Source organism: Nocardioides sp. P4_G10 (genome assembly GCF_056401175.1).
The window spans coordinates 98,480-122,468 of sequence record NZ_JBFUJV010000011.1 but is presented as its reverse complement, the minus strand read 5'-3'; the positions used below and the strand labels follow the sequence as shown (position 1 = coordinate 122,468).

General features: G+C 69.2%; 26 protein-coding genes and 1 pseudogene. 14 read left to right on the top strand and 13 right to left on the bottom strand.

Translation table 11 applies throughout. The features are described from left to right. The first annotated feature begins 17 nt into the window (after nt 1-17). From AC1DP1_RS13325 to AC1DP1_RS13315, 3 genes are read left to right on the top strand one after another with little or no spacing between them, the layout of a single operon-like run. On the top strand, nt 18-1,004 hold the full coding sequence (locus AC1DP1_RS13325; protein WP_477507244.1) for a lysylphosphatidylglycerol synthase domain-containing protein: 987 nt from the start codon (nt 18-20) through the stop codon (nt 1,002-1,004). Then, nucleotides 1,001-2,062 carry a glycosyltransferase family 4 protein gene (locus AC1DP1_RS13320; protein WP_477507243.1) on the top strand — a complete coding sequence of 354 codons (1,062 nt, stop codon included), beginning with the start codon at nt 1,001-1,003 and terminating at the stop codon, nt 2,060-2,062. Before AC1DP1_RS13325 ends, AC1DP1_RS13320 begins: the two co-directional genes overlap by 4 nt. After that, nucleotides 2,059-2,901, top strand: a complete 843-nt coding sequence (locus AC1DP1_RS13315; RefSeq protein WP_477507242.1) for a PIG-L deacetylase family protein — start codon at nt 2,059-2,061, stop codon at nt 2,899-2,901. The genes AC1DP1_RS13320 and AC1DP1_RS13315 overlap by 4 nt, the downstream gene beginning before the upstream one ends. Nucleotides 2,902-2,998: 97 nt before the next feature. Here AC1DP1_RS13315 and AC1DP1_RS13310 read toward each other — a convergent pair. Beyond that, nucleotides 2,999-3,151, bottom strand: a pseudogene (locus tag AC1DP1_RS13310) (tyrosine-type recombinase/integrase); the annotation flags it as partial. Between the two features lie 528 nt (nt 3,152-3,679). Then, the gene (locus AC1DP1_RS13305; RefSeq protein ID WP_477507241.1) at nt 3,680-4,276 is read right to left on the bottom strand and encodes a CU044_2847 family protein; all 597 of its coding nucleotides are present in this window, start codon (nt 4,274-4,276) and stop codon (nt 3,680-3,682) included. Here AC1DP1_RS13305 and AC1DP1_RS13300 point away from each other — a divergent pair. Beyond that, nucleotides 4,275-5,195, top strand: coding sequence for a slipin family protein (locus tag AC1DP1_RS13300; protein ID WP_477507240.1), 921 nt, complete (start codon nt 4,275-4,277; stop codon nt 5,193-5,195). The genes AC1DP1_RS13305 and AC1DP1_RS13300 overlap by 2 nt on opposite strands. Before the next feature lie 229 nt (nt 5,196-5,424). Here the strand turns inward: AC1DP1_RS13300 and AC1DP1_RS13295 are convergent, their stop codons facing one another. After that, the gene (locus AC1DP1_RS13295) at nt 5,425-5,721 is read right to left on the bottom strand and encodes a DUF4193 family protein (protein ID WP_477507239.1); all 297 of its coding nucleotides are present in this window, start codon (nt 5,719-5,721) and stop codon (nt 5,425-5,427) included. Between the two features lie 239 nt (nt 5,722-5,960). Between AC1DP1_RS13295 and AC1DP1_RS13290 the strand changes: the two genes are divergently transcribed. After that, nucleotides 5,961-6,671 carry a DinB family protein gene (locus tag AC1DP1_RS13290; RefSeq protein WP_477507238.1) on the top strand — a complete coding sequence of 237 codons (711 nt, stop codon included), beginning with the start codon at nt 5,961-5,963 and terminating at the stop codon, nt 6,669-6,671. A gap of 197 nt (nt 6,672-6,868) precedes the next feature. Here AC1DP1_RS13290 and AC1DP1_RS13285 read toward each other — a convergent pair whose 3' ends face one another. The 3 genes from AC1DP1_RS13285 to AC1DP1_RS13275 form a co-directional block, all read right to left on the bottom strand. Next, nucleotides 6,869-7,465, bottom strand: coding sequence for a dihydrofolate reductase family protein (locus AC1DP1_RS13285; RefSeq protein ID WP_477507237.1), 597 nt, complete (start codon nt 7,463-7,465; stop codon nt 6,869-6,871). A gap of 376 nt (nt 7,466-7,841) precedes the next feature. Continuing rightward, nucleotides 7,842-8,090 (bottom strand): hypothetical protein, encoded by a 249-nt coding sequence (locus tag AC1DP1_RS13280; RefSeq protein WP_477507236.1) that lies wholly within the window; start codon nt 8,088-8,090, stop codon nt 7,842-7,844. Nucleotides 8,091-8,260: 170 nt separating this feature from the next. Next, nucleotides 8,261-8,413 carry a hypothetical protein gene (locus tag AC1DP1_RS13275; protein WP_457189802.1) on the bottom strand — a complete coding sequence of 51 codons (153 nt, stop codon included), beginning with the start codon at nt 8,411-8,413 and terminating at the stop codon, nt 8,261-8,263. Between the two features lie 253 nt (nt 8,414-8,666). On the opposite strand from AC1DP1_RS13275, the gene AC1DP1_RS13270 reads away from it, so the two are divergent. The 4 genes from AC1DP1_RS13270 (at nt 8,667) to AC1DP1_RS13255 (ending at nt 11,905) form a co-directional block, all read left to right on the top strand. Next, the gene (locus AC1DP1_RS13270; protein WP_477507235.1) at nt 8,667-8,837 is read left to right on the top strand and encodes a hypothetical protein; all 171 of its coding nucleotides are present in this window, start codon (nt 8,667-8,669) and stop codon (nt 8,835-8,837) included. A 263-nt stretch (nt 8,838-9,100) separates the two neighbouring features. Continuing rightward, nucleotides 9,101-10,357, top strand: a complete 1,257-nt coding sequence (locus AC1DP1_RS13265; protein ID WP_477507234.1) for an NAD(P)/FAD-dependent oxidoreductase — start codon at nt 9,101-9,103, stop codon at nt 10,355-10,357. Between the two features lie 486 nt (nt 10,358-10,843). After that, nucleotides 10,844-11,374: a GtrA family protein gene (locus tag AC1DP1_RS13260; RefSeq protein WP_477507233.1), complete on the top strand. Its 531-nt coding sequence runs from the start codon at nt 10,844-10,846 to the stop codon at nt 11,372-11,374. A gap of 264 nt (nt 11,375-11,638) precedes the next feature. Beyond that, on the top strand, nt 11,639-11,905 hold the full coding sequence (locus AC1DP1_RS13255; RefSeq protein ID WP_477507232.1) for a hypothetical protein: 267 nt from the start codon (nt 11,639-11,641) through the stop codon (nt 11,903-11,905). Between the two features lie 37 nt (nt 11,906-11,942). Here AC1DP1_RS13255 and AC1DP1_RS13250 read toward each other — a convergent pair whose 3' ends face one another. The 4 genes from AC1DP1_RS13250 to AC1DP1_RS13235 are packed head-to-tail and all read right to left on the bottom strand — an operon-like array spanning nt 11,943 to nt 14,560. Further along, nucleotides 11,943-12,254 (bottom strand): phosphatase RsbU N-terminal domain-containing protein, encoded by a 312-nt coding sequence (locus AC1DP1_RS13250; protein WP_477507231.1) that lies wholly within the window; start codon nt 12,252-12,254, stop codon nt 11,943-11,945. Continuing rightward, a complete protein-coding gene (locus tag AC1DP1_RS13245) occupies nt 12,251-12,631 on the bottom strand; it encodes an STAS domain-containing protein (RefSeq protein WP_477507230.1) in 381 nt (126 codons plus the stop codon). Before AC1DP1_RS13245 ends, AC1DP1_RS13250 begins: the two co-directional genes overlap by 4 nt. Further along, nucleotides 12,621-13,505, bottom strand: a complete 885-nt coding sequence (locus AC1DP1_RS13240; protein ID WP_477507229.1) for an STAS domain-containing protein — start codon at nt 13,503-13,505, stop codon at nt 12,621-12,623. Before AC1DP1_RS13240 ends, AC1DP1_RS13245 begins: the two co-directional genes overlap by 11 nt. A 44-nt stretch (nt 13,506-13,549) precedes the next feature. After that, a complete protein-coding gene (locus tag AC1DP1_RS13235; RefSeq protein ID WP_477507228.1) occupies nt 13,550-14,560 on the bottom strand; it encodes a sigma-70 family RNA polymerase sigma factor in 1,011 nt (336 codons plus the stop codon). A gap of 569 nt (nt 14,561-15,129) precedes the next feature. On the opposite strand from AC1DP1_RS13235, the gene AC1DP1_RS13230 reads away from it, so the two are divergent. The 5 genes from AC1DP1_RS13230 to AC1DP1_RS13210 all read left to right on the top strand — a co-directional run bounded on the left by AC1DP1_RS13230 (nt 15,130) and on the right by AC1DP1_RS13210 (nt 20,134). Beyond that, nucleotides 15,130-16,341 carry a glycosyltransferase family 4 protein gene (locus AC1DP1_RS13230; protein ID WP_477507227.1) on the top strand — a complete coding sequence of 404 codons (1,212 nt, stop codon included), beginning with the start codon at nt 15,130-15,132 and terminating at the stop codon, nt 16,339-16,341. Between the two features lie 252 nt (nt 16,342-16,593). Then, the gene (locus tag AC1DP1_RS13225) at nt 16,594-17,286 is read left to right on the top strand and encodes a GAF and ANTAR domain-containing protein (protein ID WP_477507226.1); all 693 of its coding nucleotides are present in this window, start codon (nt 16,594-16,596) and stop codon (nt 17,284-17,286) included. A 211-nt stretch (nt 17,287-17,497) separates the two neighbouring features. Next, the gene (locus AC1DP1_RS13220; RefSeq protein WP_477507225.1) at nt 17,498-18,232 is read left to right on the top strand and encodes a TetR/AcrR family transcriptional regulator C-terminal domain-containing protein; all 735 of its coding nucleotides are present in this window, start codon (nt 17,498-17,500) and stop codon (nt 18,230-18,232) included. A 198-nt stretch (nt 18,233-18,430) separates the two neighbouring features. Beyond that, complete coding sequence (locus AC1DP1_RS13215; RefSeq protein ID WP_477507224.1) at nt 18,431-19,222, top strand: mechanosensitive ion channel family protein; 792 nt, start codon at nt 18,431-18,433, stop codon at nt 19,220-19,222. 81 nt (nt 19,223-19,303) lie between these two features. After that, nucleotides 19,304-20,134: a DUF2382 domain-containing protein gene (locus tag AC1DP1_RS13210; protein WP_477507223.1), complete on the top strand. Its 831-nt coding sequence runs from the start codon at nt 19,304-19,306 to the stop codon at nt 20,132-20,134. A gap of 411 nt (nt 20,135-20,545) precedes the next feature. Here the strand turns inward: AC1DP1_RS13210 and AC1DP1_RS13205 are convergent, their stop codons facing one another. The 3 genes from AC1DP1_RS13205 to AC1DP1_RS13195 all read right to left on the bottom strand — a co-directional run bounded on the left by AC1DP1_RS13205 (nt 20,546) and on the right by AC1DP1_RS13195 (nt 23,929). Further along, nucleotides 20,546-21,562 (bottom strand): PASTA domain-containing protein, encoded by a 1,017-nt coding sequence (locus tag AC1DP1_RS13205; RefSeq protein WP_477507222.1) that lies wholly within the window; start codon nt 21,560-21,562, stop codon nt 20,546-20,548. A gap of 476 nt (nt 21,563-22,038) precedes the next feature. Beyond that, nucleotides 22,039-22,527, bottom strand: a complete 489-nt coding sequence (locus AC1DP1_RS13200; protein WP_477507221.1) for a VOC family protein — start codon at nt 22,525-22,527, stop codon at nt 22,039-22,041. Between the two features lie 196 nt (nt 22,528-22,723). Further along, nucleotides 22,724-23,929, bottom strand: coding sequence for a hypothetical protein (locus AC1DP1_RS13195; RefSeq protein WP_477507220.1), 1,206 nt, complete (start codon nt 23,927-23,929; stop codon nt 22,724-22,726). Between the last annotated feature and the right edge of the window lie 60 nt (nt 23,930-23,989).

Genomic DNA, 23,989 nt, shown 5'->3' with positions numbered 1-23,989 from the left:
CGGCAGATGCTCGTCGAGTGGAACGCGAAGCAGGGCTGCAGGACGACGAAGAGCTCACGCCCGTGCGCAGCCGGCGCCGGCTGGTGGGGTACGCCGTCGGGGTGGCCGCGGGTGTCGGTGGTCTGGTCGTCGCCTTCCCGGCCGTCGCCGGCGCCCCCTGGGCAGCGGTCGCCGCCGCGCTCGCCTCGGTCCCCACCGGGGCCATGCTGACGCTGGTGCTCGTGTGGGCGGCCGGCCTGGCCGCGCACACGATCACGCTCACCGCCGCCCTGCCCGGGCTCACCCACCGGCGGGCGTTGCTGCTCAGCCTGACCGGCAGCGCCGTCGCCAATGTCATGCCGCTCGGGGGCGCGGCCGGGGTCGCGCTCAATTACAGGATGACCCGGCGCTGGGGCTTCAGCCCCGCCTGCTTCGCCGGCTACACCGTGGTGAGCAACCTCTGGGACGTCGTGGCCAAGCTGGTCCTCCCCGCGGTCCTGGTGCCGCTCGTCCTGCTTGGGCTGCCCGTGCCTGCCGGTCTGCAGCACGTCTTGCTGGCGGCCGCCGTGGCCCTGCCGCTCGTCGTCGTGGGCGCCGCCTTCGTGCTCGCGAACCCGCGGGCCGTTGCTCGGTTCGGCGGCCGGGTCGAGCGGGCCCGCCGGGTCTCGGAGGGCGTGGTGCGAGCCGGATGGCGTCGCCTGAGCATCGGCATGGCCGGCTACACGGTGCTCCTCTTCCTGCTCCTGCAAGCCTGCCTGCTCGTCACGGGCGCCGGCGTCCCGTGGCAGGTCGTGCTCGTCGCCTTCTGCGTCGAGCGGCTGGCCACGCTCGTCGGACTCACCCCGGGCGGCCTCGGACTGGTCGAGCTCGGACTCGCGGGCGCGCTGCTGCTGGCCCCGGGGGCCAACGCGGCCGCCGTCGCGGCAGCGGTGCTGATCTACCGGGCTCTGACCTTCGGCCTCGAGATCCCGGTCGGTGGGCTGCTGCTGCTTGGCTGGACCTGGCGGCAGCGGGTGGCGGCATGAGGGTCGTCCACGTCACCGACTGCTACCTCCCGCGCGTCGGCGGGATCGAGCTCCACGTCCGCGACCTCGCCGACCAGCAGCGGGCCGCCGGTCACGACGTCCTGGTGGTGACCACCACGCCCGGTGAGTCGCTCCCCGGACTGATGCGGGTCCGCGACCGGAGGACCGACTGGCTGACCGGCCTGTCGGCGGAGGTCGTGCAGGCGCACGTGTCGGTGGTGTCGCCCTTCGCGATGGCCGCCGCGCGGCGGACGTCGTACGCCGGCGTGCCGACTGTCGTCACGGTCCACTCGCTGTGGACGCACCTCGGGCCGCTGCCGGAGCTGACCCGCGAGTTGTGGGGGATGGGCCGCTGGCCGGTCATGTGGAGCGCGGTCAGCGAGCCGGCCGCCGAGCCGGTGCGACACCTGCTCGGCGTGCCCGTCCACGTTCTGCCCAACGCGGTCGACCTCTCGGCCTGGCTGCCGCTGCCGCTCGGTCCGGTCGACGGCAGGCCGAGGGTTCTCAGCGTCATGCGCCTCACCGCCGTCAAGCGCGCGCTGCCGCTGCTCGACGTGCTCCGCAGCGCAGCCGGCCAGGTGGACCTCCGCGCGACCGTGATCGGCGACGGGCCTAAGCGCGCCGCGATGGAGCGGTACGTCGATCGTCACGGGCTGGCCGACGTCGTCGAGCTCGCCGGCACCCAGCAGCGCGACGTCATCCGGCAGCGGCTGGCCGGTGCCGTGGTCTTCCTCGCGCCCGCGCACCGGGAGTCCTTCGGCATCGCCGCGCTCGAGGCGCGGGCCAGCGGTGTGCCCGTCCTGGCCAGCGCACGGTCAGGCGTGGCGTCGTTCGTGACGCACGGGCAGGATGGCCTTCTGGCCCGCGATGACCGCGAGATGGCCGACGAGCTCGTCCGGCTGCTCGCCGACGAGCGGTTGCGGACCCGGATCGCCGAACACAATCGGCTGGTCGCGCCGCGCTTCGGCTGGGCAGAGGCGTTGTCGGACCACGCCCGGGTGTACGCCCTCGCCGGCGCGGTCGACCGGCAGGGGGCACGGGCGGTGGTCGCGCGATGACGTACACCCTCGTCTCGTTCCACGCCCACCCCGACGACGAGGGGCTGTTGACCGGCGGCACCCTCGCCCGCGCGGCGGCCGAGGGGCACCGGGTGGTGGTTGTCGTGGCGACGAGCGGCGAGGCCGGGCTTGCCGCGAACGACCCGGACGCGGCTGCGCTGGCGCGGGTCCGTTCGGAGGAGCTGGCCGCGTCGGCGGAGGCGCTCGGCGTCGCGCGGGTCGTGCTGCTCGGCCACCCGGACTCGGGGTCGGTCCCGGGACAGCGCGTCGGAGGGGGGAGTGGTCCCTTCTGCGAGCTCGACCCCGAGCTGGTCGCCATCGACCTGGCTGCGGTGCTCGAGGAGGAGGACGCGGACGCCCTTACGACGTACGACGCCGCCGGCGGCTACGGCCACCCCGACCACGTCCAGGTGCACCGCGTCGGACAGCGCGCGGCGAGGCTCGCCGGCACGCCGGTCGTGCTCGAGGCCACCGTCGACCGCGACCTGCTGCTGCGGGCGACCCGCCTGCTGCGGGTGGGCGCCCGGGTGCTGCCGCTGCCCCGGATGCCCGACCTCACGGCGGCCTACACGCCGCACTCCGATCTGACCCACCGGGTCGACGTCCGGCCCCAGCTCGGCGCCAAGGTCCGCGCGCTGCAGGCGCACGCGAGCCAGAGCGGCGGCGGGGACAGCGTGCGAACCCTCGCGTTCCTGCTTCGCCTGCCGTCGATCCTGCGCCGCCGGGTGCTGGGCACGGAGTGGTTCCGGGAGGTGGGCCGCACGCCCGGGAGGCAGCTGCTCGACGACATCTTCGCGTCCTGCACGAACGGCCCCGCCCCGCGCGGGAGCAGGGAATAGTCCCCGACCGCTCGTGTTCGCTAGATGTGCGCGCCATCGACCCATCTCCTGCGGCCGTGACGCCTGCATGGACACGCCTGGTGGGCGACACCCAGTCCTGGATGACTGACGGCGAGATCTTGTTGAGTCTTTTGTTGCCGAACGCGGGATAGAACTGCTTGTTCAGATACGAGATGTACGAGGAGCGTGTGGTCACCTCGAGGTGCTTGTGGGGGAGCCACTCGCGCTCGACGTAGTCGTGGAAGGTGATCTCGCCCTGACCCGCGTCGTGCCAGCTGCCAGCGAGGACCTGCTGCTCTTGTCGATTGGCCGATCGGAGCGCCTCCCGGCGCGATTTGAAGGTGCCCGCCGATCGGTTCTTGCCTAGCTGGCCGAGGAGAGACTCCTCAAGGAAGGACGGACCGCGACTTGAACCGTGGCACGTTTATGTACCGAAAACCCCAACGCAATTCGCCAAACTTGAGCGGAACGGATCAAGAGCGCCGCGCCGCTGCGGTCGCAGTTGCCCGCGTTTCCGCAGGTCAGGGGCACAATGCGGCACTAGCGCGCAAAAAGTCCGACGGGGGAGTGCGCATACGTCGGAGGCCAAGGGGTCGCAGGTTCAAATCCTGTCAGCCCGACCGAGAGAACCGGCTCTGACCAGCGGAAACGCTGGGTCAGAGCCGGTTCGTCATTTGCGGCGGATTGATGCACGTTCGCCGTGCTCCCCAGGCGGACATGTGGTCGCCGAAGGTTCGATCGAGTGTCCAGCCAAAGCAGACAGTCCGATCGACTGCGGCTAGCTCGCGGGTTCCTTGGTCCATGCGAGCGACAACGTGATCGTGGCCTCCGCCTCCGACTTGGCGAAGAACCAGCCGACCTCGGCAGACATGCCGACCGAGACCTCGAGCCCGACCTCGTCGGGTGCCAGACGGTCCCGGAACGCGCGGGTCAACTTGTCTGCGCCCACCGCCAGCTTCTCAAGTTGCTCTAACCCTCGCCCTTCTGCGTCAAGCCCGGCGGAGCCGGCATCGCTGACCTCGAACATCACTACGACCCCGTCCCCGAGGTCCACCTGCTGAAAACCCATGACTCTGCCCCGTTCCTCGAGATGATGGTTGCCGCTGCACTCCAGGGGCAACCCTTGCGACACCGTGGCGATTGGCACGGCGCACAAGAGTCCATCTACCCGGATGTCCCCCGTATTGGCGAGGGCGGACGTCACGCGGCGGAATGACGTATACATCGGGTCGTACGGATAGTCCTGAGTTCTCATTCGAGTCTTCGGCCATCCCTTGGTCGCTGACAGCCAGGGCTTGCGAGTGAGGCGGATCGTAATCGGTTTGGGCGACGTAAACTGGAGGACGAGGCGGTACCCATCCCCGGAGGTCGTCATGGACGTCCTGCTCTTCGTACTCGCGACAGTGCTCGTGTTCATCGTCGTGGGCCTGTCGGCCAGCGTTCGTGTGGTCAAACAGATCGAGCGTGGTGTGGTGTTTCGGCTGGGGCGCGCCCAGCCCGAGGTCCGGCGGCCCGGCCCGACCATGCTGATCCCTTTCGCGGACCGGATGACGCGGGTCAATATGCAGGTCGTCACCATGCCGGTCCCCGCCCAGGACGGCATCACCCACGACAACGTGACCGTGCGGGTAGACGCGGTCGTCTACTTCCGAGTGATGGACCCCGTGCGTGCGGTCGTCGAGGTGCAGGACTACCAGTACGCGATCTCGCAGGTGGCGCAGACCTCGCTGCGATCGATCATCGGCAAGAGCGAGCTCGACGACTTGCTGTCCGACCGCGAGCGCCTCAATCAGGGCCTCGAGGTGATGCTGGACAGTCCGGCCGTTCCGTGGGGTATCGAGGTCGACCGCGTGGAGATCAAGGACGTAGCGCTGCCCGAGGCGATGAAGCGGTCGATGTCGCGGCAGGCGGAGGCCGAGCGGGAGCGTCGCTCCCGGGTCATCACGGCCGACGGTGAGTACCAGGCGTCCAAGAAGCTCTCGCAAGCCGCGGCGGCGATGACGGCGACGCCGGGTGCCCTGCAGTTGCGCTTGATGCAGACGATGGTCGAGGTGGCGGCTGAGAGGAACTCGACCCTCGTGCTGCCGTTCCCGGTGGAACTACTGCGCTACTTCGAGGCGGCTGCCCACGCCGCCGACCCCGCCGTGCCTCGGGCAGGCATCCCAGATCGGGAACCTGCGCGGGGCGAGTCCGTCCCAGACCTGGCGTCCGCCGCAGACGAGCAGATCCTCGACATTCCGCCGGACGCGGTGCGCGCTTCGCTCGACCAACTCGGCAATTCACACGTGGAGTGAGCGCTCTATACGGCTCGACGCACCGGTCACGTCCCGATCGGAAGGAGTGACCTTGACTCCTCGGGAAGTTGCGCGCGTCCATGGCCCAGAGTTGTCAGTGCCGATCTCGGGAGCTCGAATAGTCCCCCTGTCGCGGCGCAATGACGCGCAGGACCGTGCGTGGGATCAGCGCGCGATCGGAGTTGCCTACACGCCCCCGCCCGAGCCGAGAGGATGGGTGTGTCGACTCCTACGCGCAGTCGGCACAGAGGTCGACAGCCGGCAAGGGTCGTCGAGATTCGTGCTGAACGAGGAAACACGACGTGCAGGTGAACTCGTCCGTCTGCTTTGGCACCACCTCGACGGAGAGAGTCTCGTGCGAGAGATCAGCGCCGGGAAGTTCGTATGACTCGGCAAGCTCGGTTTCGTCCTCGTCCACTTTTCCAGAGGTTTTGTCCTGCTCACCTGATGTGAGGCGGCGGGCCTCCAGGCTCTCTTCCTTCTGCTCCTCCTCGGTCTTGCGGGATGCGTCGTAGTCGGTAGCCATTTGCAGGTCCTCTCGGGGCGAAGCGCGAATCCTAGTTCCGGTTGCCGTCGCGACTGCAATGGAGAGAGGGCTAGGAGGAAGGGGTCACCGATGCGGACTGCGCGCAGCTACCCGGCAGGCGGCGGAAAGACTCGCGCCGGGCCGCTGCTATCGCCCCAAGGGATTGTCAACTGGGTGCCACGTTCCCCGGTCGTGTCAGGGCCGGGCACATGTCGGTACGCCGATGGAGACTGTCTGGCATGGCGAGATTCGAGGATCAAGACCTGACGGACGCCGAGTTCCGCGAGTGCGACCTGACTCGGGCCCGTGTGATTGGGGTGGTGATGCAGGACGCCATTATCGACGGGTTGGTCAGCAATCTGGTGGTCAACGGGGTCGAAGTGATGGCGTACGTCGAGGCCGAGCTGGACCGGCGGCACCCGGTGCGGCCGCTGATGCGATCGAGCGACCCGGCTGACCTACGTGAAGCCGAGCGGCACCTGCGGGCCAGCTGGGCGGCAACGGTGGCGCGCCTCCGCGGCACGGCCCAGGGGTTGGAGCACCAGCGCGTCGGCGGCGAATGGTCGGCGGTCGAGACGCTGCGCCACCTGGTCTTCGTGCACGACTCGTGGTTTCGTCGCTGCTGCCTCGGATCACCTCAACCGTTCACCGCCATTGGGTTGGCATCGGACTTCGTGCCGGACCAGGAAGAGCAAGGCCTAGATCGAGCGGCGGCACCTGACCTCGACCAGGTGATCACAGTCCGCGACGAGCAGGCCGCGGAGCTGGAGCATTGGTTGGCGAGCGTGACGGCCGAGGAGTTGCTGGCGGTCGCGCCGGTGCCTGTCGGACCGGGCTGGCCGCCGTACGCAGCGGGGAAGACCGTGCTTGAGTGCCTGCAGGTGGTCCTCAACGAGGAGTGGGCGCATCACGGGTTCTGCGTGCGCGACCTCGATCTGCTGGAGGGGTGACGCGCGCCCTCGGTTGCCTGAGCGTCCGCAAAGGAACCGCGAGTGGATCACTCCCTGCAGGTCGACAGCTGTCACCGGCGACGTTCCGCCAGCCCCGTCCGCGATCCCCACCGGGACCGGACTCGCGCGTGAAATCCCAGACGCGCACCGGGTCGACCCACTAGCACCCGGTACGAGGCGAAATGACGCAGCCCCGTTCATTGGGTGTGGATGGGGTATCGCAGGTGCGTGACCCCGACCCCCTGGATCGATGACGGGCTGCCGAGGACCGCGGGCGTGCCGTCGAGGTGGTCGAAGAGCCGTACGCCTGAGCCGAGCAGGACCGCGGCGATGTCGACGCTGATCTCGTCGAGCAGGCCGGCGTTGAGCAGCTGCTGGATGGTGTCGGCGCCGTGGACGCCGACTGCCTTGCCCCCAGCGGCGGCCTTGGCTTGTGCCACGGCGCTCTTGATCCCGTCGGTCACGAAGGTGACGGTTGAGTCGGCTCGTGGCCAGCCGGCAGGGATCTCGTGAGCCAGGACGAACGCGGGTCCCCACGCATGGTTGCCTCCCCAGCCGCCGGCGACGTCGAACGTGCGGCGACCAGTGAGCACGGCGCCGAGCTCGGACGTGAGCTCCCGGACGTGCTGGGCGCTCGACTCGGACATCGAGAACGTCATGGGGTTCGATCCGCCGGTGTGGATCTGGACATCTCCCGAGCTGGCGTACCAATCGAAGACCTCGGCCACGCCGTCGTCGGGATCGCCAACGAACCCGTCTAGTGACATGGACATGATGGCGACAACCTTGGACATGGCAGTGGTCCTTCCTGTGGTGGAGGTGGAGGCAGCTCGTCGCTCGCCCCTGTCCATCCCACGAACGAAGGTCCGCGGATACGACACGGTAGGCCGGGTCAGGTCCACCGCTCATGCGACGAGGAGCGGCGCTAGAGATCCAAGCAGCTCAATGCGCACCAGCTACCGCGGTCGTTGGCGGCGCTGTGCAGCGCCTACGGGGCAGGTCTTGTCGGGCGGGTCGGCGCAGGTCCGAGCGGGGGAGTGGCGCCCCGCCGGCAATCCGGAGTCGACCGCAGCTTTCGCCGGCAGGTGACGCCGTTCGAGGTGTCGCCCCTGACCTGCGGAGACGCGGGTCAGGGGCTGGTTTCAGCTCGAGCGGATGTTCGGTGATCGCCTACGCGGCGTCGTCCGTGGGCTTGGGCCGCCGCCGGAACTCAGCGCGAATGCCGCGCGTCAGGTGCCACGAACCGATGACGAGGAAGGCAATCGCTACGAGGTTTGCCGCGGGGTCCGTGTCCCACGAGACCCCGCCGAGCACGTATGCCAGGAAGAGCAGCGCCAGCCCGGTCAAGATCGAGTACCAGCCATCGCTCAGCAGCCCCACCGTCATGAGACGCGAGGCGGCGGCACGCAGGGACTTCATGCGCCGCAGGCTAACGGTGGCCGCGCGGCCGCAACACCCATCTGGGAAACGAGCTCGTCTCGGCAGATCGGGTCATCCGGATGTTCGAGTCGACGCTACGGGTAAAACCGGAAACGTCATGGTGTGCGGCTCCTGAGACGACCAGGACCCATGACGTTCCGGCCCGACGATCAGCCGCGCCGCCCGATCACGGGGGAGTGGCGGTATCCGAGCTCGTCGTGCGGCTGGTCGCGGAGTGAGGCGCCCGCGAACGAGTCGCGGCTGGCGAACCGGGCCAACGCAAGCAGGCCGAGGAAGATGATGGCGACGGCGATGAAAGTCATGGCAGGTCCTTCCGTGTGAGTCCCCGCCGGGTGCGGGAAACGATCGTTAAATACGAAACGCAGCGCGTATCGTTATTATTCCGACGACGTGCACGCTCACGCCCCAAACACGTCCGGAACCATTGCCGGCCGCGGCGAGCTTTGCGATGCCCTCACCGCCCAAACGGTCCTGTCGCAGCAGTCCTTCTCGCGGGCGGGACGGCGCTGCACGCGCCAACTGGCATTCGGCGCGAACGTTGCTATGGTCGAGGCCATGGAGGCGAACATGGTGCTCGTGGCGGCTGCGCCCGACCTCGCCCACCTGCCCTCCCACGTGCCGTCCGGCGCCGCTCTGCTCGCCCTCGAGCTCAGCGAAGAAGCGCGCGGCATCCGTGGTCTCGACGTGCTGCGTCGCAGCGTCGACCGCGCCCCTCCCGCCCGCTGAGCTGACCGTCCCCCGGGTTCGCCGCGTCGCGGCACCCGTTCCTCGACGCGCTCGACGTCCGGATCGTCCGCCAGCTCCAGGACGCTCACATCCCTCGTACAGGACGGCACCTCCGGGACCTGCACCCGCTGCGTAGCCCCGCGTGAGCCAGCCGCGTTCGAGACCGTCCCGTGGCAGACGACATGAGCCGGCTGCGCCCACCTCGTCGCCTGCTGTCGTCTACCCACCCCGCTCGTCTCCACCCTCACGAAAGCCCCTCAGCCATGCCCCAGTCCGTTGCCATCGTCGGAGCCGGAATGGTCGGACTCGCGACCGCCTGGCACCTCCAGGAACACGGCATCCACGTCACCGTCCACGAACGCCATCACGTCGCTGCCGGCTCCTCATGGGGCAACGCCGGCTGGCTCACCCCCGCCCTCACCGCACCCCTACCCGAACCTGCCGTCCTGCGCTACGGCGTCCGCGCCGTCGTCAGCCCTTCCTCACCCGTCTACGTCCCGCTTCGGCCCGACCCGCGGCTGCTTCGGTTCCTCACCGGGTTTGCCCGCCACAGCACGGAGCGGCACTGGGGACGCGGCATGCGCGCCTACGCCCCCATGAACCGCCGCGCCCTCGAGGCTTTCGACGAGCTCACCGACAACGGCGTCGCGGCCACCACCCGGCCGGCGGAACCGTTCCTCGCAGCCTTCCGCACCCCTGAGGAGCGCGCAGCACTTGTCGACGAGCTCGAGCACATCCAGGACGCAGGCCAGGCCGTGAAGTACGACCTCCTCACCGGCCACGAGGCCCGCGGCATCGAACCGGCCCTGTCCTCAGCAGTCGGGGCCGTCATCCGCCTGCACGACCAGCGCTACATCAACCCGCCGGCCTTCGTCGGAGAGCTCGCTCGAGCGGTCGTGGACCGCGGGGGCCGGATCGTCGAAGGCGCTTCCGTCTCCGGCGTCCACCCCGGGAACGGCGGCGCCTACCTCACCACCCGCGAAGACGTCGACGGCACCAACCGTTACGACGCCGTCGTCCTCGCCAACGGCGCTTGGATCGGGCGCCTCGCTCGCCAGTTCGGCGTACGGCAGCCCGTACAGGCTGGCCGCGGCTACTCCTTCAGCGTGGCCGGCGAGCACCTTCCGTCCACGCCCGTGTACTTCCCCGCCCAACGAGTAGCGTGCACGCCGCTCCACGGGCCTGACGGAACGCGGCTGCGCGTCGCCGGGATGATGGAGTTCCGCGACCCCGACGCAGCACTCGACCAACGCCGTATCGACGCGATCGTCGACGCCGCGCGCCCTTTGCTGAACGGCGTCGACCTCGACGACCGTCGTGACGAGTGGGTCGGGTCCCGCCCGTGCACCGCAGACGGCCTGCCGCTCATCGGGGGCACCCGCGCACCCGGCGTGTACGTCGCGGGCGGGCACGGCATGTGGGGCATCGCCCTCGGACCGCTGACCGGCAAGCTCCTCGCCCACCAGATCGCCACCGGAGTCGCGCCGCCAGAGCTCGTGGCGTTCGACCCGCTGCGCTGACCCACCCCAGGCCGCTCCAAGCCTGACCGTCATCCAGCCACTACGCCTCGTACCCCGCTGGCAACGCAGGCCTCGCACCGCCGCCGCTCAGGGACCGTGAGCGACAGCGCGGCGTGAATCTGCCCGCGCCCCCACGACCTCGCAAAGGACATCCGCGTGCGCACGCACACCCATCAGCACCAGCTGGCCACCCCCGTTCCGGACTCGACGCCACCGGAGCACAGACCGAACACCGAGGGCATGCCCGGCGACTGGGACCACTTGGGAGCCCGCGAACATGGGCGGACGGCGGTTGCTTCGACCACACCATTGGACGCGACACTGGCCGCGCAGCTCAAGCGACGAGAACAGCTCTGCGACTGAGGCGCTCGGCAGGCGCAAACGACTCTGGTCCGCGCGTGTACGGGGAATAGTCCCCGTTCGCGTGTGTTCAGACTGGGTGTGCGCGCCATCGACCCTTCTGCTGCCGCTGTGACGCGAGGGTCGATGCCCTCGGCGCGTGACACGAGCCGAGCGGGGAACATCCTCGGCACGCGCTACCAGCGGATGCTGGCTGAGCTGGGCCGGTTCCTCACCGTGGGGGGCGTCGCCACGATCGTCGCCTTCATCCTCTTCAACGGGCTGGTCCACGGCTTCAGCACGGGCAACCACCCGCTCCTCAGCGATCGGCCGATCCTTGCCTACGTGCTGGCCAACACCGTCGGCATGGTGATCAGCTACCGCGGCGCCAGGAGCTGGGCATTCCGAGACCGCCCGCCGCGTCAAGCCGACGGCGGCCGGTCGGCGTACGTGCTGATCAACCTGGTCACGATGTCGCTTCCCATCGCGTGCCTCATCGTCAGCCGCGACGTGCTGGGTCTCGACGACCCGTTGTCGGACAACATCTCGGCCAACGTCATCGGTCTCGTGCTCGGCCTCGGTGCGCGGTTCTACCTCTTCCGCCGATTCGTCTTCCGACGTCCGGTCACGCGGCGCAACCAGGTGGCACAGACGTCGGAGCTCGTCGACGCGCCGTAGATCATCACTGGCCGGCGCAACCAGCTTGGCCGGAATGGTCTACGGAGGCGCACCTCCCCGACAGTCGCGCTTCGGAACGCAGCCGGGAGCTGCCGTTCGGCTGAGATGAATGCCTCCGCTGGAGGAAGGGGTAGTTCGTGGAGGCGTTCGTGTCCGGGATCGACCTGTCCCGCCGGCACTACGAAGAAGTGGTGAGGCCGTTGGTCCACGCGCGGTTTCGCGGGCTGCCGGGCGACGAACTGGCAGCAGCGCGAAAGAGCACTGATGACCGCGTACGAGCGGCTCGGTGCCATGCACGACAGGTTGGAGCTGACAGAACCCGTCTCCGGCGCGGTCGTCCAGCTGTGGGATCGACCGTTCCAGGTCGCATGGTCCTCTGTCCCCGATCTCCTGTTCCCGTTGATCGAGGACCCCGACGTGCGAGCCGTGGCGGTGCGTTGGCCGGTGGGACCAGTCGACCGGTTTCGCGAGCTCGTGTGGGGTCCGCGGAACCGGGCTGCATTGCTGGCGCTCTTCGAACGAGCCGACTGAGCCCCGAGGCCGTCCTGTCATCCGCCGGCCCGATTGTTCAGGGTCGGGCCTCACGCCGTTCATCCATGAATCCGCGCTGGGCCACCTCGAAGGACGCGACCAGGTCAATCAGGAGGTCGGACGCGGCCTTCGTCACATCGGTCACCTCGTCGAGGGCGCGAACGGTGGTGAGGACCTCGAGGAACACCTCGTTGTGCACCCTGACGACGTCGAGGAGTCCGACCGACTCCTGCATCGCTCGGCGCCCGAGCTGGTACGCCGCCTGCAGCCCGGCCTCGTCCCGCTGGGAGAGGTGTCGCAGGAGCAGGGGGGCATAGTCGAGGCGAAAGCGCTCCAGCGAGTCCGTCACGCCCTCAACCACTCCAGGCCCTCCTCAAGGTCGAGTGCGGTCTGCGTCATCGGGATCCGCACTCCGAGGCGTACCAGCGTGAGGGCGACGTCCGGGGCGATACCGACCACCACGGTCCGGGCACCGCGCAGCTGAGCCATGTAGGCCAGGTCCGTCAACGTTCGCGCGGCGAAGGAGTCAAGGACGTCCAGCGCCGCGACGTCGATGACGATCCCTCGCGACCGGTCTCGTCCCACCCGTTCGAGGAGCTCGCGCTGCAGCCGGACGAGTTGTTCGTCGTTGAGAGCGGCATGGATCGAGACGATCAGGTTCGGCCCCTGCGACAAGATCGAGGCGGGCAGTGGCGGGAGCGGGTAGGTGGACGCGTCAGTCGGCATCGGGCACCTTCGAGACGCGGAACCCCAGTTGCCGTTCCGCCTCCTCGATTCCACCCTGCAGGTCGCCGACCGTGTGCATCTTGCTGAGATCGACACCGATCGTGACGAGGGTCTGAGCGAGCTCGGAGGACAATCCGGTGATGATCACGTCCGCTCCCATGAGTCGGGAGGCCGTCACGGTGTCCACGAGGGAGTTGGCCACCGTCTCGTCCATGTGCGGCACGCCCGTGACGTCGATGACCACCAGCTTCGCCCGATGCGCCCGGATGCCGTGCAGCAGCTGCTCAGTGAGCTGCTGGGCCCGGTCGTGGTCCAGCACGCCGATGATGGGCAGGATCAATAACCGCTCGCGCACCTGCAGCACCGGGGTCGACAGCTCAAGCAGCGCATCCTGCTGCTCGCGGATGACCCGTTCCCGCTGCTCGACGAAGCTCACGGCCACCGTGTTCGCGATGCGGTTGGCCGCCGGCTCGTAGGCGTCGAGGACGCGGTGCAGGAGATCGAAGTCCTCCCGGTACTTCTCGAAGAGAGAACGGGCCAGCACGTCCCGCAGCAACAGGACGATACCGACAACCTCGTGCGTCTCGACGCCGCGCGGGATGATGCGCTCCGACAGGTCGCGCGCGTAGTCCCTCAGCGCCTCGACGCTGCCCGTCTCGAGCACCTCGACATAGTTGTCGTATACCGATGTCGCCTCGGAGAACACCTCCTGGTCGGTCATGGAGGAGAGCAGGTGGGCCTGCGTGATCCGCTCGGCCCACTGCTGCCGCAGCTCGGTGCGGTGCTCGCGCAGGTGGGCGACCAGCTCGGGTAGCAGCTTGTCGGCGCTGTGCGCGGGCTCGTCAGTGGCAAAGGCCTCGGAGTGATCGGTCATGTCTGCGCCTCTCTCGTGCTGCTCACTGGTCGGTGCTGAACGGTTCACGGCAACCACTTCTCCATCGTCACGGTCGTCCCCTCGCCGGGCACCGATCTCAGGTGGAACCGGTCCATGAGGCGCCTCGCGCCAGGCAGACCCAGACCCAACCCGTGGTAGGTGCTGTAGCCGTCCTGCAACGCATCCTCGGGGTTGGCTATCCCGGGGCCGACGTCGCGGGCAACGACAGTGATCCCGCGGCGCCCGTCCTCCGACACCAGACAGACCGTCACCTCTCCCCTCTCGGCGAACTTGACGATGTTGCGGCTGATCTCGGAGATGGCCGTAGCGATGAGCGTCTGGTCAGAAAGCGAGAAGCCGGCGCGGGCCGCGGCCTCGCGGCCCTGCTGCCTGGCCGTCACCACGTCAGCGTCCCGGGACACCGGCACCCGCACGACGTCGTCCTCCATGGGACGTGCGCGGCGCTCGAACAGCAGCTCCGCGAGCCGCGCGCACGTCGTGCACTGAAGGATGTGGCCGTCGACATCGAGCTCCCGCTGGCGTCGCCGGTCACCGCCGGACAGCGCACGAAGCGCCGGCCTGCAGCGATCCGACGGTGGCTCGATGCCCTCGGCGGCCAGGAGGTACTCCACCCGCAGGCTCGCCCGGGCGCGACTCAGCCGCGCCGCGACCGCACCGGGCGTGGAGCCCCGCTCGGTCGCCATCGTGCTGGTGTCCGTCCCGTGGACCTCATGGGCCATCAGAAGGTCGCGGTCCGCGGCGGACAGCTGCGCCAGCGCAGCGCCGACGAAACCGCGATCCTCCTGCCGCAGCACGTCCTCGCTGGGCGACTCCATGTCCATGGCCTCGGCGAGGAGGTGCGAGCGGTCGCGCACCCGGTCGTTCCGCTCGGCGTACGAGGCCACGACGTGCCGCGCCGTGACAGCCGCGTAGTGATGCAGCTTGTCAGGGTCGACGCGGGTGGACGACGACATCAGCCTTGCCAGCGTCTCTTGGACCAGGTCCTCGATGGTGTGAGGGTCCTTGATCCGGGCCGCGACCACCCGGCGCAGCACGGGGAGGAGGTCGACCAGGGCCCGTTCGTCGTACGAGTGGTCTCGGTCCGGAAGGGGCTCGGTCGCCACACGGTCCTCCTCCCCAACCAGAAGCAGGAGCTGCGGCCCCTCGGGTAGACCTCCACGAGTGTATGACCAGCGTGGGCCGAGCGCATGACGCGAGCCTCGTCCTGCACCGCACCCGTCACGCGTGACCCGGCAGCGCGGACCGCGGTCGTCCCCACGGGCGGGTTCGCGTCATCCAGCGGCGGCCCGCCGGTCATGGGGACAGAAGGACGAAAGCACGACGTCGGAGGACGCAAGTGGAGAAGCGAGTGACGTAGCTCGAGCAGCAGGTGGTGACGCTCGTGGGGCGGTTGACGCACGCGCATGCGCCCACCGCCCGACCGGTTGCAGGAGGGTCCGCCAGATCCTCGACAGGGCCGCACCGGATAGCTCCGGCGGCGCCGCGTGCCCCCCCCGCCGCGGCGTCGTCGGTCACCACTGCCGCGCGTGCCGCGGCGACCTTGTTGCAGGCGAGCAGAAGAGAATCCGGTAGATCGGCCGTGAACCAAGGAGGAATGGCCACGATGGAGTCCCCCCAGCTGGACGGGCAGCGGAAAGCCGTGCGGGCGCAGGATGTGGTGGTGCCCCGGGCCAGGACGGAACGCGGGATCGACGCTGGCCCGCCATTGCGCATCGCGCAGGTGGCACCGCTGTATGAGGCAGTACCTCCGGGTGCGTACGGCGGGACCGAACGCGTCATCACCACGCTGTGTGACGGCCTCGTCGCGTGGGGGCACGACGTCACTCTGTTCGGGCCGGCGACCTCGACGACGGCGGCCCGGCTGGAGCCTTTCGAGACGCCGCTGCGCGAGCGCTTCAATGCGGACGAGATGGGCAACGTGGCTCCCCACCTACACMAAGAGATGCTGGCCGAGGTGGCATGGCGGTCCGGTGAGTTCGATGTCATCCACTCCCACCTCGACGTGCTGGCGCTGCCGTTCACGCGGCTCATCGCGACTCCGACCGTGCTGACCCTGCATGGGCGCCTCGACCTGGACTCCGTGCGCGAGCTGATGCCGCGCTACGGGTCCGTGCCGCTCGTGTCGATCAGCAACGCTCAACGGCGCGCGGTCGCAGACCTCGACCTGACGTGGGCGACGACCGTCTACAACGGCCTGGACCTGAGTCCCTACCGCGCAGTGCCGCACGGGAGGCACGGCTACCTCGCTTTCGTGGGCCGGATCGCAGCGGAGAAGGGGCCGCTGTCGGCGATCGAGGTCGCGCGGCGCACAGACGTGCCCCTACGCATGGCCGCCAACGTTGACCCGACCGACGTCCCCTACTACGAGAAGGAGGTGGTGCCGCACATGGGCTCAGACGTCGACTTCGTCGGCGCGATCACCGAGGACGAGAAGCCAGCCTTCTACGCAGGCGCCCGCGCCACCCTCTTCGCGAGCGACTGGCCCGAGCCGTCCGGGTTGGCGATGATCGAGTCGTTGGCCGCCGGCACGCCGGTGGTCGCGCTGCGGCGCGGGTCCCTGCCCGAGGTGATCGAGGACGGGATCACCGGCTTCATCTGCGAGGACGTGGACGAGATGGCGGACGCCGTCCGTCTGATCGACCAGATCGACCCTGAGGCGTGCAGACGCGGCGCCAAGCGATTTACTGCCGATCGAATGTGCCGCGGGTACCTCGACGTGTACCGCGCCCTGCCCGCCAGGCGCCCCCAGCGGACGCAGCATGGTCTGAGACAACAACAGCTGCTCCCGAGCTCTGGGGAGAACGGTGGCCGATGATGACCGCGGGCTGCACAGGCGCCAAGGTCGGCCTTCGGTGCGCCATCACCCCGTTGCTCACAACTACGCGTCTTCCGTCGTTGAGCCCGCTTGCCGAACTCTTGGGTCATTCCCGACCTCGAGCAGGGTGCCGCTGCGTGCCTGCCTTGGCAACGAGAAATTGATCCGATCAGTGGTCTCCACCTGGCGCCCGCGACCGGACCCTGGTTTAGCATGTAAACACGCACTACGGGACGTGGGAGGGAGGCGGGGTTGAACGACGCCAAGTTACTGCTGGGCGGGTTCACCGAGCTGGCGAAAGCGCTAGCTGCCGCGCCCGACGAGGACACGCGCCTCAAGGCCGCCGTGGACGCCGCGGTCGACCTGGTGACGCGCTGCGACCACGCCGGGCTCACGGTCAACGAGAACGGTCGACTGCTGACGCGCGCAAGCACGGACGACTTGGTGTGTCGAGCCAACGAGCTGCAGACCGAGTCGGGCGAGGGGCCGTGTCTCGATGTCCGCCGGGATCAGAACACCCTCGTCAGCCCTGAGCTGGCCCTCGAGGAACGGTGGCCGGCGTGGGCGCCGCGGGTGCGCGCGGAGTTGGGGGTGGACTCGATGATGTCGCTGCTGGTGTACACCGATCAGCATTCGTTCGGCGCGCTGAGCCTGTACTGCGGGACCGGTTGCCGCTTCGATGCTGACGACGTCGCTGTAGCGCAGGCCCTAGCGGGACACGTGTCCGTGGTCATGGCAGCCGAGAAGCAGATCGACCAGCTCGGCTTGGCGTTGCACAACCGGAACATCATCGGGCAGGCACAGGGTGTGCTGATGGAGCGCTACGACATGACCGCGGACCAAGCGTTCGACTACCTGCGGCGGATCTCGTCGAACAGCAACCGGAAGGTCGCGGTCGTAGCCGCTGAGGTCGCGGAGACTCGCCGGCTTCCCGACACCCTCTGATGGGTGACGGCCCGGACGGCCGCTTCTTGACCGCCCAGGCCTTGCCGCCCCGGCAACCCGGGTAGCTGCGGCGACCTGCGCATCCGTTCCCACGGCTTGCTCCGTGATGCGCCCGGTGGCCACTCGTCCCGCAGCGACGTGCAGACCCGTTCGCGGCCCGGAGTGAGCGCGCTAGGGTCGGGTTCGGTGACTGCCAATTGGGGGTGTCAGCATGAGCACGGACTATCCGGACGCCGATCGCGCTGCAGTCGACCAGGAGGCCGCGCCCTCGGAGCGAGTGCCCCTGACACGCGACCGGATCGTGTCGGCGGCGTTGGCGTTCATCGACGCCAACGGCCTGCCCGGCCTTACCATGCGTCGACTCGGGGAACAGCTGGGTGTCGAGGCGATGGCGCTGTACCGCTACGTCCCCAGCAAGGAGGACCTCCTCGACGCAGTGGTGGAGCACCTCGTGGCGGGCGTCCGCGCCGACGAGGTCGTCCTCGACGCCCCGCAGGACGGGTGGCAGGACTTCCTGCAGCGTATGGCGCACGGGATCAGGCGAATGGCTCTGGCCCACCCGAAGGCGTTCCCGTTGGTGGCGTCGCGTCCCGCGGAGGCGCCCTGGCTGCGCCCACCGCTGCGCAGCCTGGACGTGGTGGAGACATTCTTGTCCGGGCTCCTGGACGAGGGCTTTGGTGACGAGGCCGCCCTCGAGGCCTATCGCGCCTACACCAGCTTCCTCCTCGGCCATCTCCTCCTCGAGGTCGCCGTCCACGGGGCCGACGTCGGCCCCCTCGACGTCCTTGACGACCAGACCGGCACGCCCGGCCTCGCCGAGTACCCGACGGTCGCGCGGCTGCGCGGGCCGCTGTCCGAGGACCACTCGGCCGTCGAGTTCGAGGAGGCACTCGAGGCCCTGCTCGATCGCATGACCATCACTCGCAACGAGCACGTCGACGGCTGACCCCACCTCTGACCTCCTGAGGCCCCCCTGAGGGTGAACTTCCCTGTCCCGCCGCATCGGCCCTCCGCCGACGGGTACGGCTTACACCGTAAACCCATACATCCATGTGGTCGCCCGTCGACGTCCCCCTCCCCGTGCGAGGACGTGCTCGTGGCGGCCGCGGACGGAGGACACATGAGAGACGCACTACGTGACGGCGTGACCACGATCGCCGAGTTCGTGCCCAAGCTGGCGCTGTTCCTGCTCATCCTGGTCATCGGGATCATCATCGCCAAGCTCATCGCCAAAGCACTCAACGCGCTGCTCGAACGCACCGGTTTTGACCGGGCCGTCGAGCGAGGCGGCATCAAGAAGGCCTTGTCGAGCTCCAAGATGGACGCCAGCGACATCGTCGCCAAGCTCATCTACTACACGCTGCTGCTGTTCGTGCTGCAGCTCGCCTTCGGGGTCTTCGGCGCCAACCCGATCAGCAGGCTGATCGAGGACGTCATTCGCTTCCTGCCCAGCCTGGTCGTGGCCATCATCATCCTCGTCGTCGCAGCGTCCATTGCTGCCGCGGTGAAGGCCCTGCTCGAGAACATGATCGGCGGACTGTCCTACGGACGGACGCTGGCCAACATCGCCTCGGCCTTCATCCTCTTCCTGGGTGTCATCGCCGCCCTCAACCAGGTCGGCGTGGCCACCACGGTCACCACCCCAGTCCTCATCGCCATCCTGGCCACCGTGGCCGGCGTCGTCATCGTCGGTGTCGGCGGCGGGCTCATCCGCCCCATGCAGCAGCGGTGGGAGGGCTACCTGACCACCGCCGAGCGCGAGGCGCCGCGCCTGAAGGCGCAGGCCCAGAGCGCCCCGTCCGTCGGCGAGCAGGCCAGGTCCGCTGCCCAGAACCTCAGCGACACCCGCACCAATGGCAGCACTGCGGTCTACGACCAGCACGTCGACCAGGACCGCAACGGGAGCAGCTACGACGCCACCCCGCGTCAGTACTGACCGCCCACCACCTTCCATCCCCATCGGGCAATGCGACCCACCGTTGCCGCGCGCCCACCTATCCACCAGGAGAACACGCACATGGACACCACCGACCACGGCCGCTTCATCGGCCAGACCCTCTACTCCAGCGACAACGAGAAGATCGGCAAGATCGGTCAGGTCTTCCTCGACGATGACACCAACCGTCCCGAGTTCCTGACCGTCAACACCGGGCTGTTCGGCATGAGCGAGTCCTTCGTGCCCGCCGCCGACGCCGACGTCACCGATGACGGCGTGCACGTCCCCTTCACCAAGGACCAGGTCAAGGACGCCCCCAACGTCGACGTCGACAGCGGACACCTCGACCAGTCCGAGGAACGGCGCCTCTACGAGCACTACGGCATGACCTACTCCGAGCGCGCCAGCAACTCGGGCCTGCCCGACAGCGGCACGGGCACGACCACCGGCACCTCGGGCACACCGGGCACGACCGGCAGGACCGACACGTTCACCGGTGAAGGGAACGACACGTCGGGCCCGAACACCGACGAGGCGATGACTCGCTCCGAGGAGCGCCTCGACGTGGGCACCACGTCGCAGGAGGCAGGCCGCGCCAGGCTGCGGAAGTACGTCACCACCGAGGAGGAGACGGTGACGGTGCCGGTGAAGAAGGAGCGCGCGGTCCTCGAGACCGAGCCCATCACCGACGCCAACCGCGACGAGGCCGCCTCGGGTCCGGCGATCTCCGAGGAGGAGCACGAGGTCGTGCTCACAGAGGAGCGCGCGGTCGTCGGCAAGACCGCTGAGCCCGTCGAGCGCGTCAAGCTCGGGACCGAGACAGTCACCGACGAGGAGACCGTGACCGAGGAGGTCCGCAAGGAGCACATCGAGGCCGAGGGCGACGTGGACGATCGCCGAGGCTCCGTGTGAGCACCAGGGCGGGCCATCCCCGCCACCGCGCCACGAGGTAGATCGGGACCACGACGGTGTGCCCGACCGGCACACCGTCGTGGCCCGTGAGAAGGAGGAGTACGGCGGCATCAAGTGGGGCTCGGCCTTCTTCGGTTGGCTCACCGCCGCCGGAACGGTCATCCTCGTCACCGCGCTCCTGAGCGCCGTCGGCGCGGCGGTCGGGCTCGGCGTCCTCTCCGGCCCGCAGCAGGCCGAGCAGGAGGCCACCCAGAACGCCGAGACCGTCGGCCTCATCGGCGCCATCGCCTTGCTGGTCACCACCGCAGTCACCGACCATCCAGCCGGTGACGCCATCGCCGGATTCATGGACCACACCGCCCATGTCCGTACCACGGACCAGGCTCGGTCACCCACCCCGCACGACAGCGGTCAGTCGTCGAGTACGTCCCCGTCGTCGCGGGTCCGCACCCAGGGCGGCGGTCCGAGACCACTGCCGCCGGGAAGGGTCACGGAGACGACCGTGATGGCTCCGTCGTCGTCCTCGAAGAGGTCGATCGTGAGCTGGCACCCGAGTTCCGGTCCGTCGCCAGGACCGGCGCCGCTGACCGTGAGCACGACTCGGGTGGGAGCGTCAGCGACACCGGACGGGCTCGACGTAGGGAGGCCGCAGGTGGTGGGCGGTGGTCGTCCGCTGGTGATCGAGACGACCGGCTGCCCGAGGTCGTTGGCCACGGGGCGCACCGCGTAGGCCACGACGGGGTCGCGTACGCGCCAACGCCAGTCTGGCGAGGTGGCCGACTGGGTCCCGTCGGCGGTCCCGGCCGCCTCACCGTCGACGTAGAGCCGCACCTCGGGCGCGAGGTGCGGGCGGGCCGAGCCGGAGACGAGGAAGCGCAGGAACGCCCACGCCTGGACGCGTCCGGCGGCGTCGGCTGGGCAGCTCCACGACGGGGTCTCCGTCGCGATGACGACCACGACCTCGTCGAGCCCGACCGTGCCGCCGGAAGGCGGCACGGACCCCAGCACCTGCCCAGCCGGATCACACTGCGGCACTGGGTCGACCCGCGACGAGATGCCGGCGCGCCCCAGCGCGCTCACGGCCTCGGCGGAGGTGAGGCCCACGAGGGCAGGCACCGTCGCGGCCCTTCGCTCGACCTTCTCGGGGTCGGGCGGACCGGTCAGGATCGTGACCGCGAAAGCCGCCGCAACGACGGCGATGAGCACGACGACGGCGAGCAAGGGGCGGCGAGACCGCCCGCCGAGCACCTCCTCACGCAGAGCGGGAACGACGACCTGGTCGGGGTCGGCGGAGCGCACGATGCGGCGTCGCTGGTCCTCGATCACGCGATCGACCACCGCCGCGGCGTGATCCGCGGGCACGCCGAGCTCGGTCGCCATCTCGACGAGTCTCCGGTGGCGCGCAGCTCGGTAGTCCTGGAGGTCCATCTACCGCTCCTGGCCCTGGCGCCGGGAGGCGTCGAGCGCGTCGGCCGGGACTGCCTGTTCGGTGCGCCGCCAGCGCTGGCCGTCGACGACGAGCCACTTCTCGTCATCGGTGCGCGCCATCCGCTGAGTTTCGCAGAACTTGTCGGCGCTCCGGTCGTCATCGCCAGCGCCAGCTCGGTCCTGAGGCTGAGGTCCCGGGCGGTTCGGCGGAGGGTGAGGCGCACGTACAACTCCTGGGGAGTCGGTCGCCACGGCTCGCGGCTGCAGCGACGCGAGCCGAGTGCGAGACGTGGTGTCGAGGTTGAAAGTTTGTGAGCGGCCGTTCATGGGCGCGTTTCGTTCCGTTGACGGCGGGGTCACGCCACCGTCGCTCGTGTGACGATCTCGGGCCTGCGACCTGCGCGCCGTCCGCCCACCAGCGACCCGACGCCCGATTCGGGGACCGGTGCCTCGAGCACGGGGCGCCGGGGGAGTGGTCAGCCCTTGCCGGCCTGCGGTAGGTCCAGCTCGTGCTCGTCAATGAAGGCGTCGATGTCCGCTTGGCTCGTCTGGCCGTCAGCCAGGGCCTTCTTGGCCGCTAGCAGGTGTTCGTTCGGAGCTGACAGCTCCAACGCGATGTTGTCGGGGTCCCGGAAGTTGAGGTGGAACCCGAACTCCATGTCGCGGATGGGCGTGTAGGTCACGCCCAGCTCGTCGAAGCGACGCTCCCACTCCTCCAGGTCAGCGCGCGACGCTGCGGTGAGGCCGAGGTGATCGAGTCCCGTCGTCAGCTCGGTGAATGCACCGCCGAGTGCCTTGTCGTGCTTCATCAGCGACAGGGTGAACCCGGTGCCGGGGTGCATGAAGATGCGTCCGTAGCCGACGTCCAGGACCAGCACGAAGTCGAGCACGGAGGTGTAGAAGTCCTGGCTCGTGTCGAGGTCGGAGACGGTGAGCGACACGTGGTCGACCCCTGCGAACGTCACCATCGAAAGCCTCCCTCTCGACCAGCGGCGCCTGCCACCACGAGACGTGGCGCGGCAATCCATCATGACCTCCGGAGGTGCCTGACGGATAGGCATGAGTGGGGATCTGCCGAGCTGCACCCGCCGATGAGCGGCCCACAGATGGCGAGGCCCTCACGACACATCGGTCGTGAGGGCCTCAGCGTGCGAACCTCGGTCAGATGCGGCGTTCGCACCTCCGCACCTTCTCGCCCTGACACACGTCGCGTCCGAAGTCACCGTCGATGGTGTCCCTGCCGCGGCCGCCGATCAGACGGTCCTTGCCGGGGGTGCCGCGGATGGTGTCGCGGCCACGGCCGCCGAAGACGACCGCCCGGTAGTTGCGGCACCGCGGCGTCGTCCACTCGTCGCCGTCCATGTACTCGACGGAGTGCGAGATGACGTCCTTGCCCGGCCCGGCGTCGACGCGGGTCCGGCAGGCGATCAGGTGCAGACGCTCGCCGCGGTTCGTGCCGCGGACCTTCACGCGCCGCGCGGACATCGTGTAGTCCTCGAAGCCCCGGATGCGGGTCGACGTCTGGCCGTCGGCCGCGGTCACCCGGCGGCCCAGGCCGGCCTTGACGCGGTGGCCAGAGAGGTCGAGCAGGAGCTTGTCCTCGCCGTCGTTGCCCTTGGCCCACGACGCCTTCCCGCCGAGTCCGTTCGTCTCGTAGGTGTCGTCCCCGCCTCCGAGCGCGACGTCGCGGTCGTACGTCGTCGGCGCGTCGACCTCGAGGCTCTCGCCGGCCTCGGTGCCGCGGAACGTGAACTTCCCGGTCTCGGCCGCCGTGCGGAACGAGAATGCGCTGAAGCGGCCGCTGTATGCGAAGGACGTGTCGACCCCGGTGACAGTGCCGCCGGCGTCCACCGTGACGTCGCTCGTGCCCCGGAGGAACAGGCCGCCCCCGCTGCTGTTCACGGACCCCGGGGCGGTCTGGGTGCCGTACCAGTAGAGATCGCCCCCGGCGGCGAGGTCGATCGTGTCGGCGTTCGGGTGACCCGGCGTGCCGGTGCGGACGGTTCCGTAGGAGGCGAGGCGGATGACGTCGGCCTCCGTGTCGGTGCCGTCGGCCGTGCCACCGGCGACCCCGTGGAGCTTGCCCCCCTGGTCGAGGAACGTGTCGGCCCCCTCTCCGAGGATGGCTCCGACGGGGGCGTCTCCGGTCGCACACACGAGGTCGTCCCCGCCGCGTGCGTCGACCGTTGTCGCTCCGTTCGTGACGATGACGTCCGCGCCCTCGGTGCCGGTGATGTGGCCGCCCGGCATGCCGACGATGGTCGCCGGTCGCCCCTCGCACGTCTCGGCCGCTGCAGTGGCCGTGCCCATCGGCACGAGCAACGCCGCCCCCATGAGCGCGGCGGCGGAAAGACTGGTGACTCGCATGATTCCCCTTGCGGTTGCGGACGTTGACGAACCCGTGTGACGAGGCCGCGGTCCAAAAGG

Coding starts and splice junctions, on each gene's coding strand:
- AC1DP1_RS13320 (WP_477507243.1), top strand. CDS start 1,001: ATGAGGGTCGTCCACGTCACCGACTGCTACCTCCCGCGCGTCGGCGGG.
- AC1DP1_RS13315 (WP_477507242.1), top strand. CDS start 2,059: ATGACGTACACCCTCGTCTCGTTCCACGCCCACCCCGACGACGAGGGG.
- AC1DP1_RS13300 (WP_477507240.1), top strand. CDS start 4,275: ATGGACGTCCTGCTCTTCGTACTCGCGACAGTGCTCGTGTTCATCGTC.
- AC1DP1_RS13305 (WP_477507241.1), bottom strand. CDS start 4,276: ATGACGACCTCCGGGGATGGGTACCGCCTCGTCCTCCAGTTTACGTCG.
- AC1DP1_RS13295 (WP_477507239.1), bottom strand. CDS start 5,721: ATGGCTACCGACTACGACGCATCCCGCAAGACCGAGGAGGAGCAGAAG.
- AC1DP1_RS13290 (WP_477507238.1), top strand. CDS start 5,961: ATGGCGAGATTCGAGGATCAAGACCTGACGGACGCCGAGTTCCGCGAG.
- AC1DP1_RS13285 (WP_477507237.1), bottom strand. CDS start 7,465: ATGTCCAAGGTTGTCGCCATCATGTCCATGTCACTAGACGGGTTCGTT.
- AC1DP1_RS13280 (WP_477507236.1), bottom strand. CDS start 8,090: ATGAAGTCCCTGCGTGCCGCCGCCTCGCGTCTCATGACGGTGGGGCTG.
- AC1DP1_RS13275 (WP_457189802.1), bottom strand. CDS start 8,413: ATGACTTTCATCGCCGTCGCCATCATCTTCCTCGGCCTGCTTGCGTTG.
- AC1DP1_RS13270 (WP_477507235.1), top strand. CDS start 8,667: ATGGAGGCGAACATGGTGCTCGTGGCGGCTGCGCCCGACCTCGCCCAC.
- AC1DP1_RS13265 (WP_477507234.1), top strand. CDS start 9,101: ATGCCCCAGTCCGTTGCCATCGTCGGAGCCGGAATGGTCGGACTCGCG.
- AC1DP1_RS13260 (WP_477507233.1), top strand. CDS start 10,844: ATGCCCTCGGCGCGTGACACGAGCCGAGCGGGGAACATCCTCGGCACG.
- AC1DP1_RS13255 (WP_477507232.1), top strand. CDS start 11,639: ATGACCGCGTACGAGCGGCTCGGTGCCATGCACGACAGGTTGGAGCTG.
- AC1DP1_RS13245 (WP_477507230.1), bottom strand. CDS start 12,631: ATGCCGACTGACGCGTCCACCTACCCGCTCCCGCCACTGCCCGCCTCG.
- AC1DP1_RS13240 (WP_477507229.1), bottom strand. CDS start 13,505: ATGACCGATCACTCCGAGGCCTTTGCCACTGACGAGCCCGCGCACAGC.
- AC1DP1_RS13220 (WP_477507225.1), top strand. CDS start 17,498: ATGAGCACGGACTATCCGGACGCCGATCGCGCTGCAGTCGACCAGGAG.
- AC1DP1_RS13210 (WP_477507223.1), top strand. CDS start 19,304: ATGGACACCACCGACCACGGCCGCTTCATCGGCCAGACCCTCTACTCC.
- AC1DP1_RS13205 (WP_477507222.1), bottom strand. CDS start 21,562: ATGGACCTCCAGGACTACCGAGCTGCGCGCCACCGGAGACTCGTCGAG.
- AC1DP1_RS13195 (WP_477507220.1), bottom strand. CDS start 23,929: ATGCGAGTCACCAGTCTTTCCGCCGCCGCGCTCATGGGGGCGGCGTTG.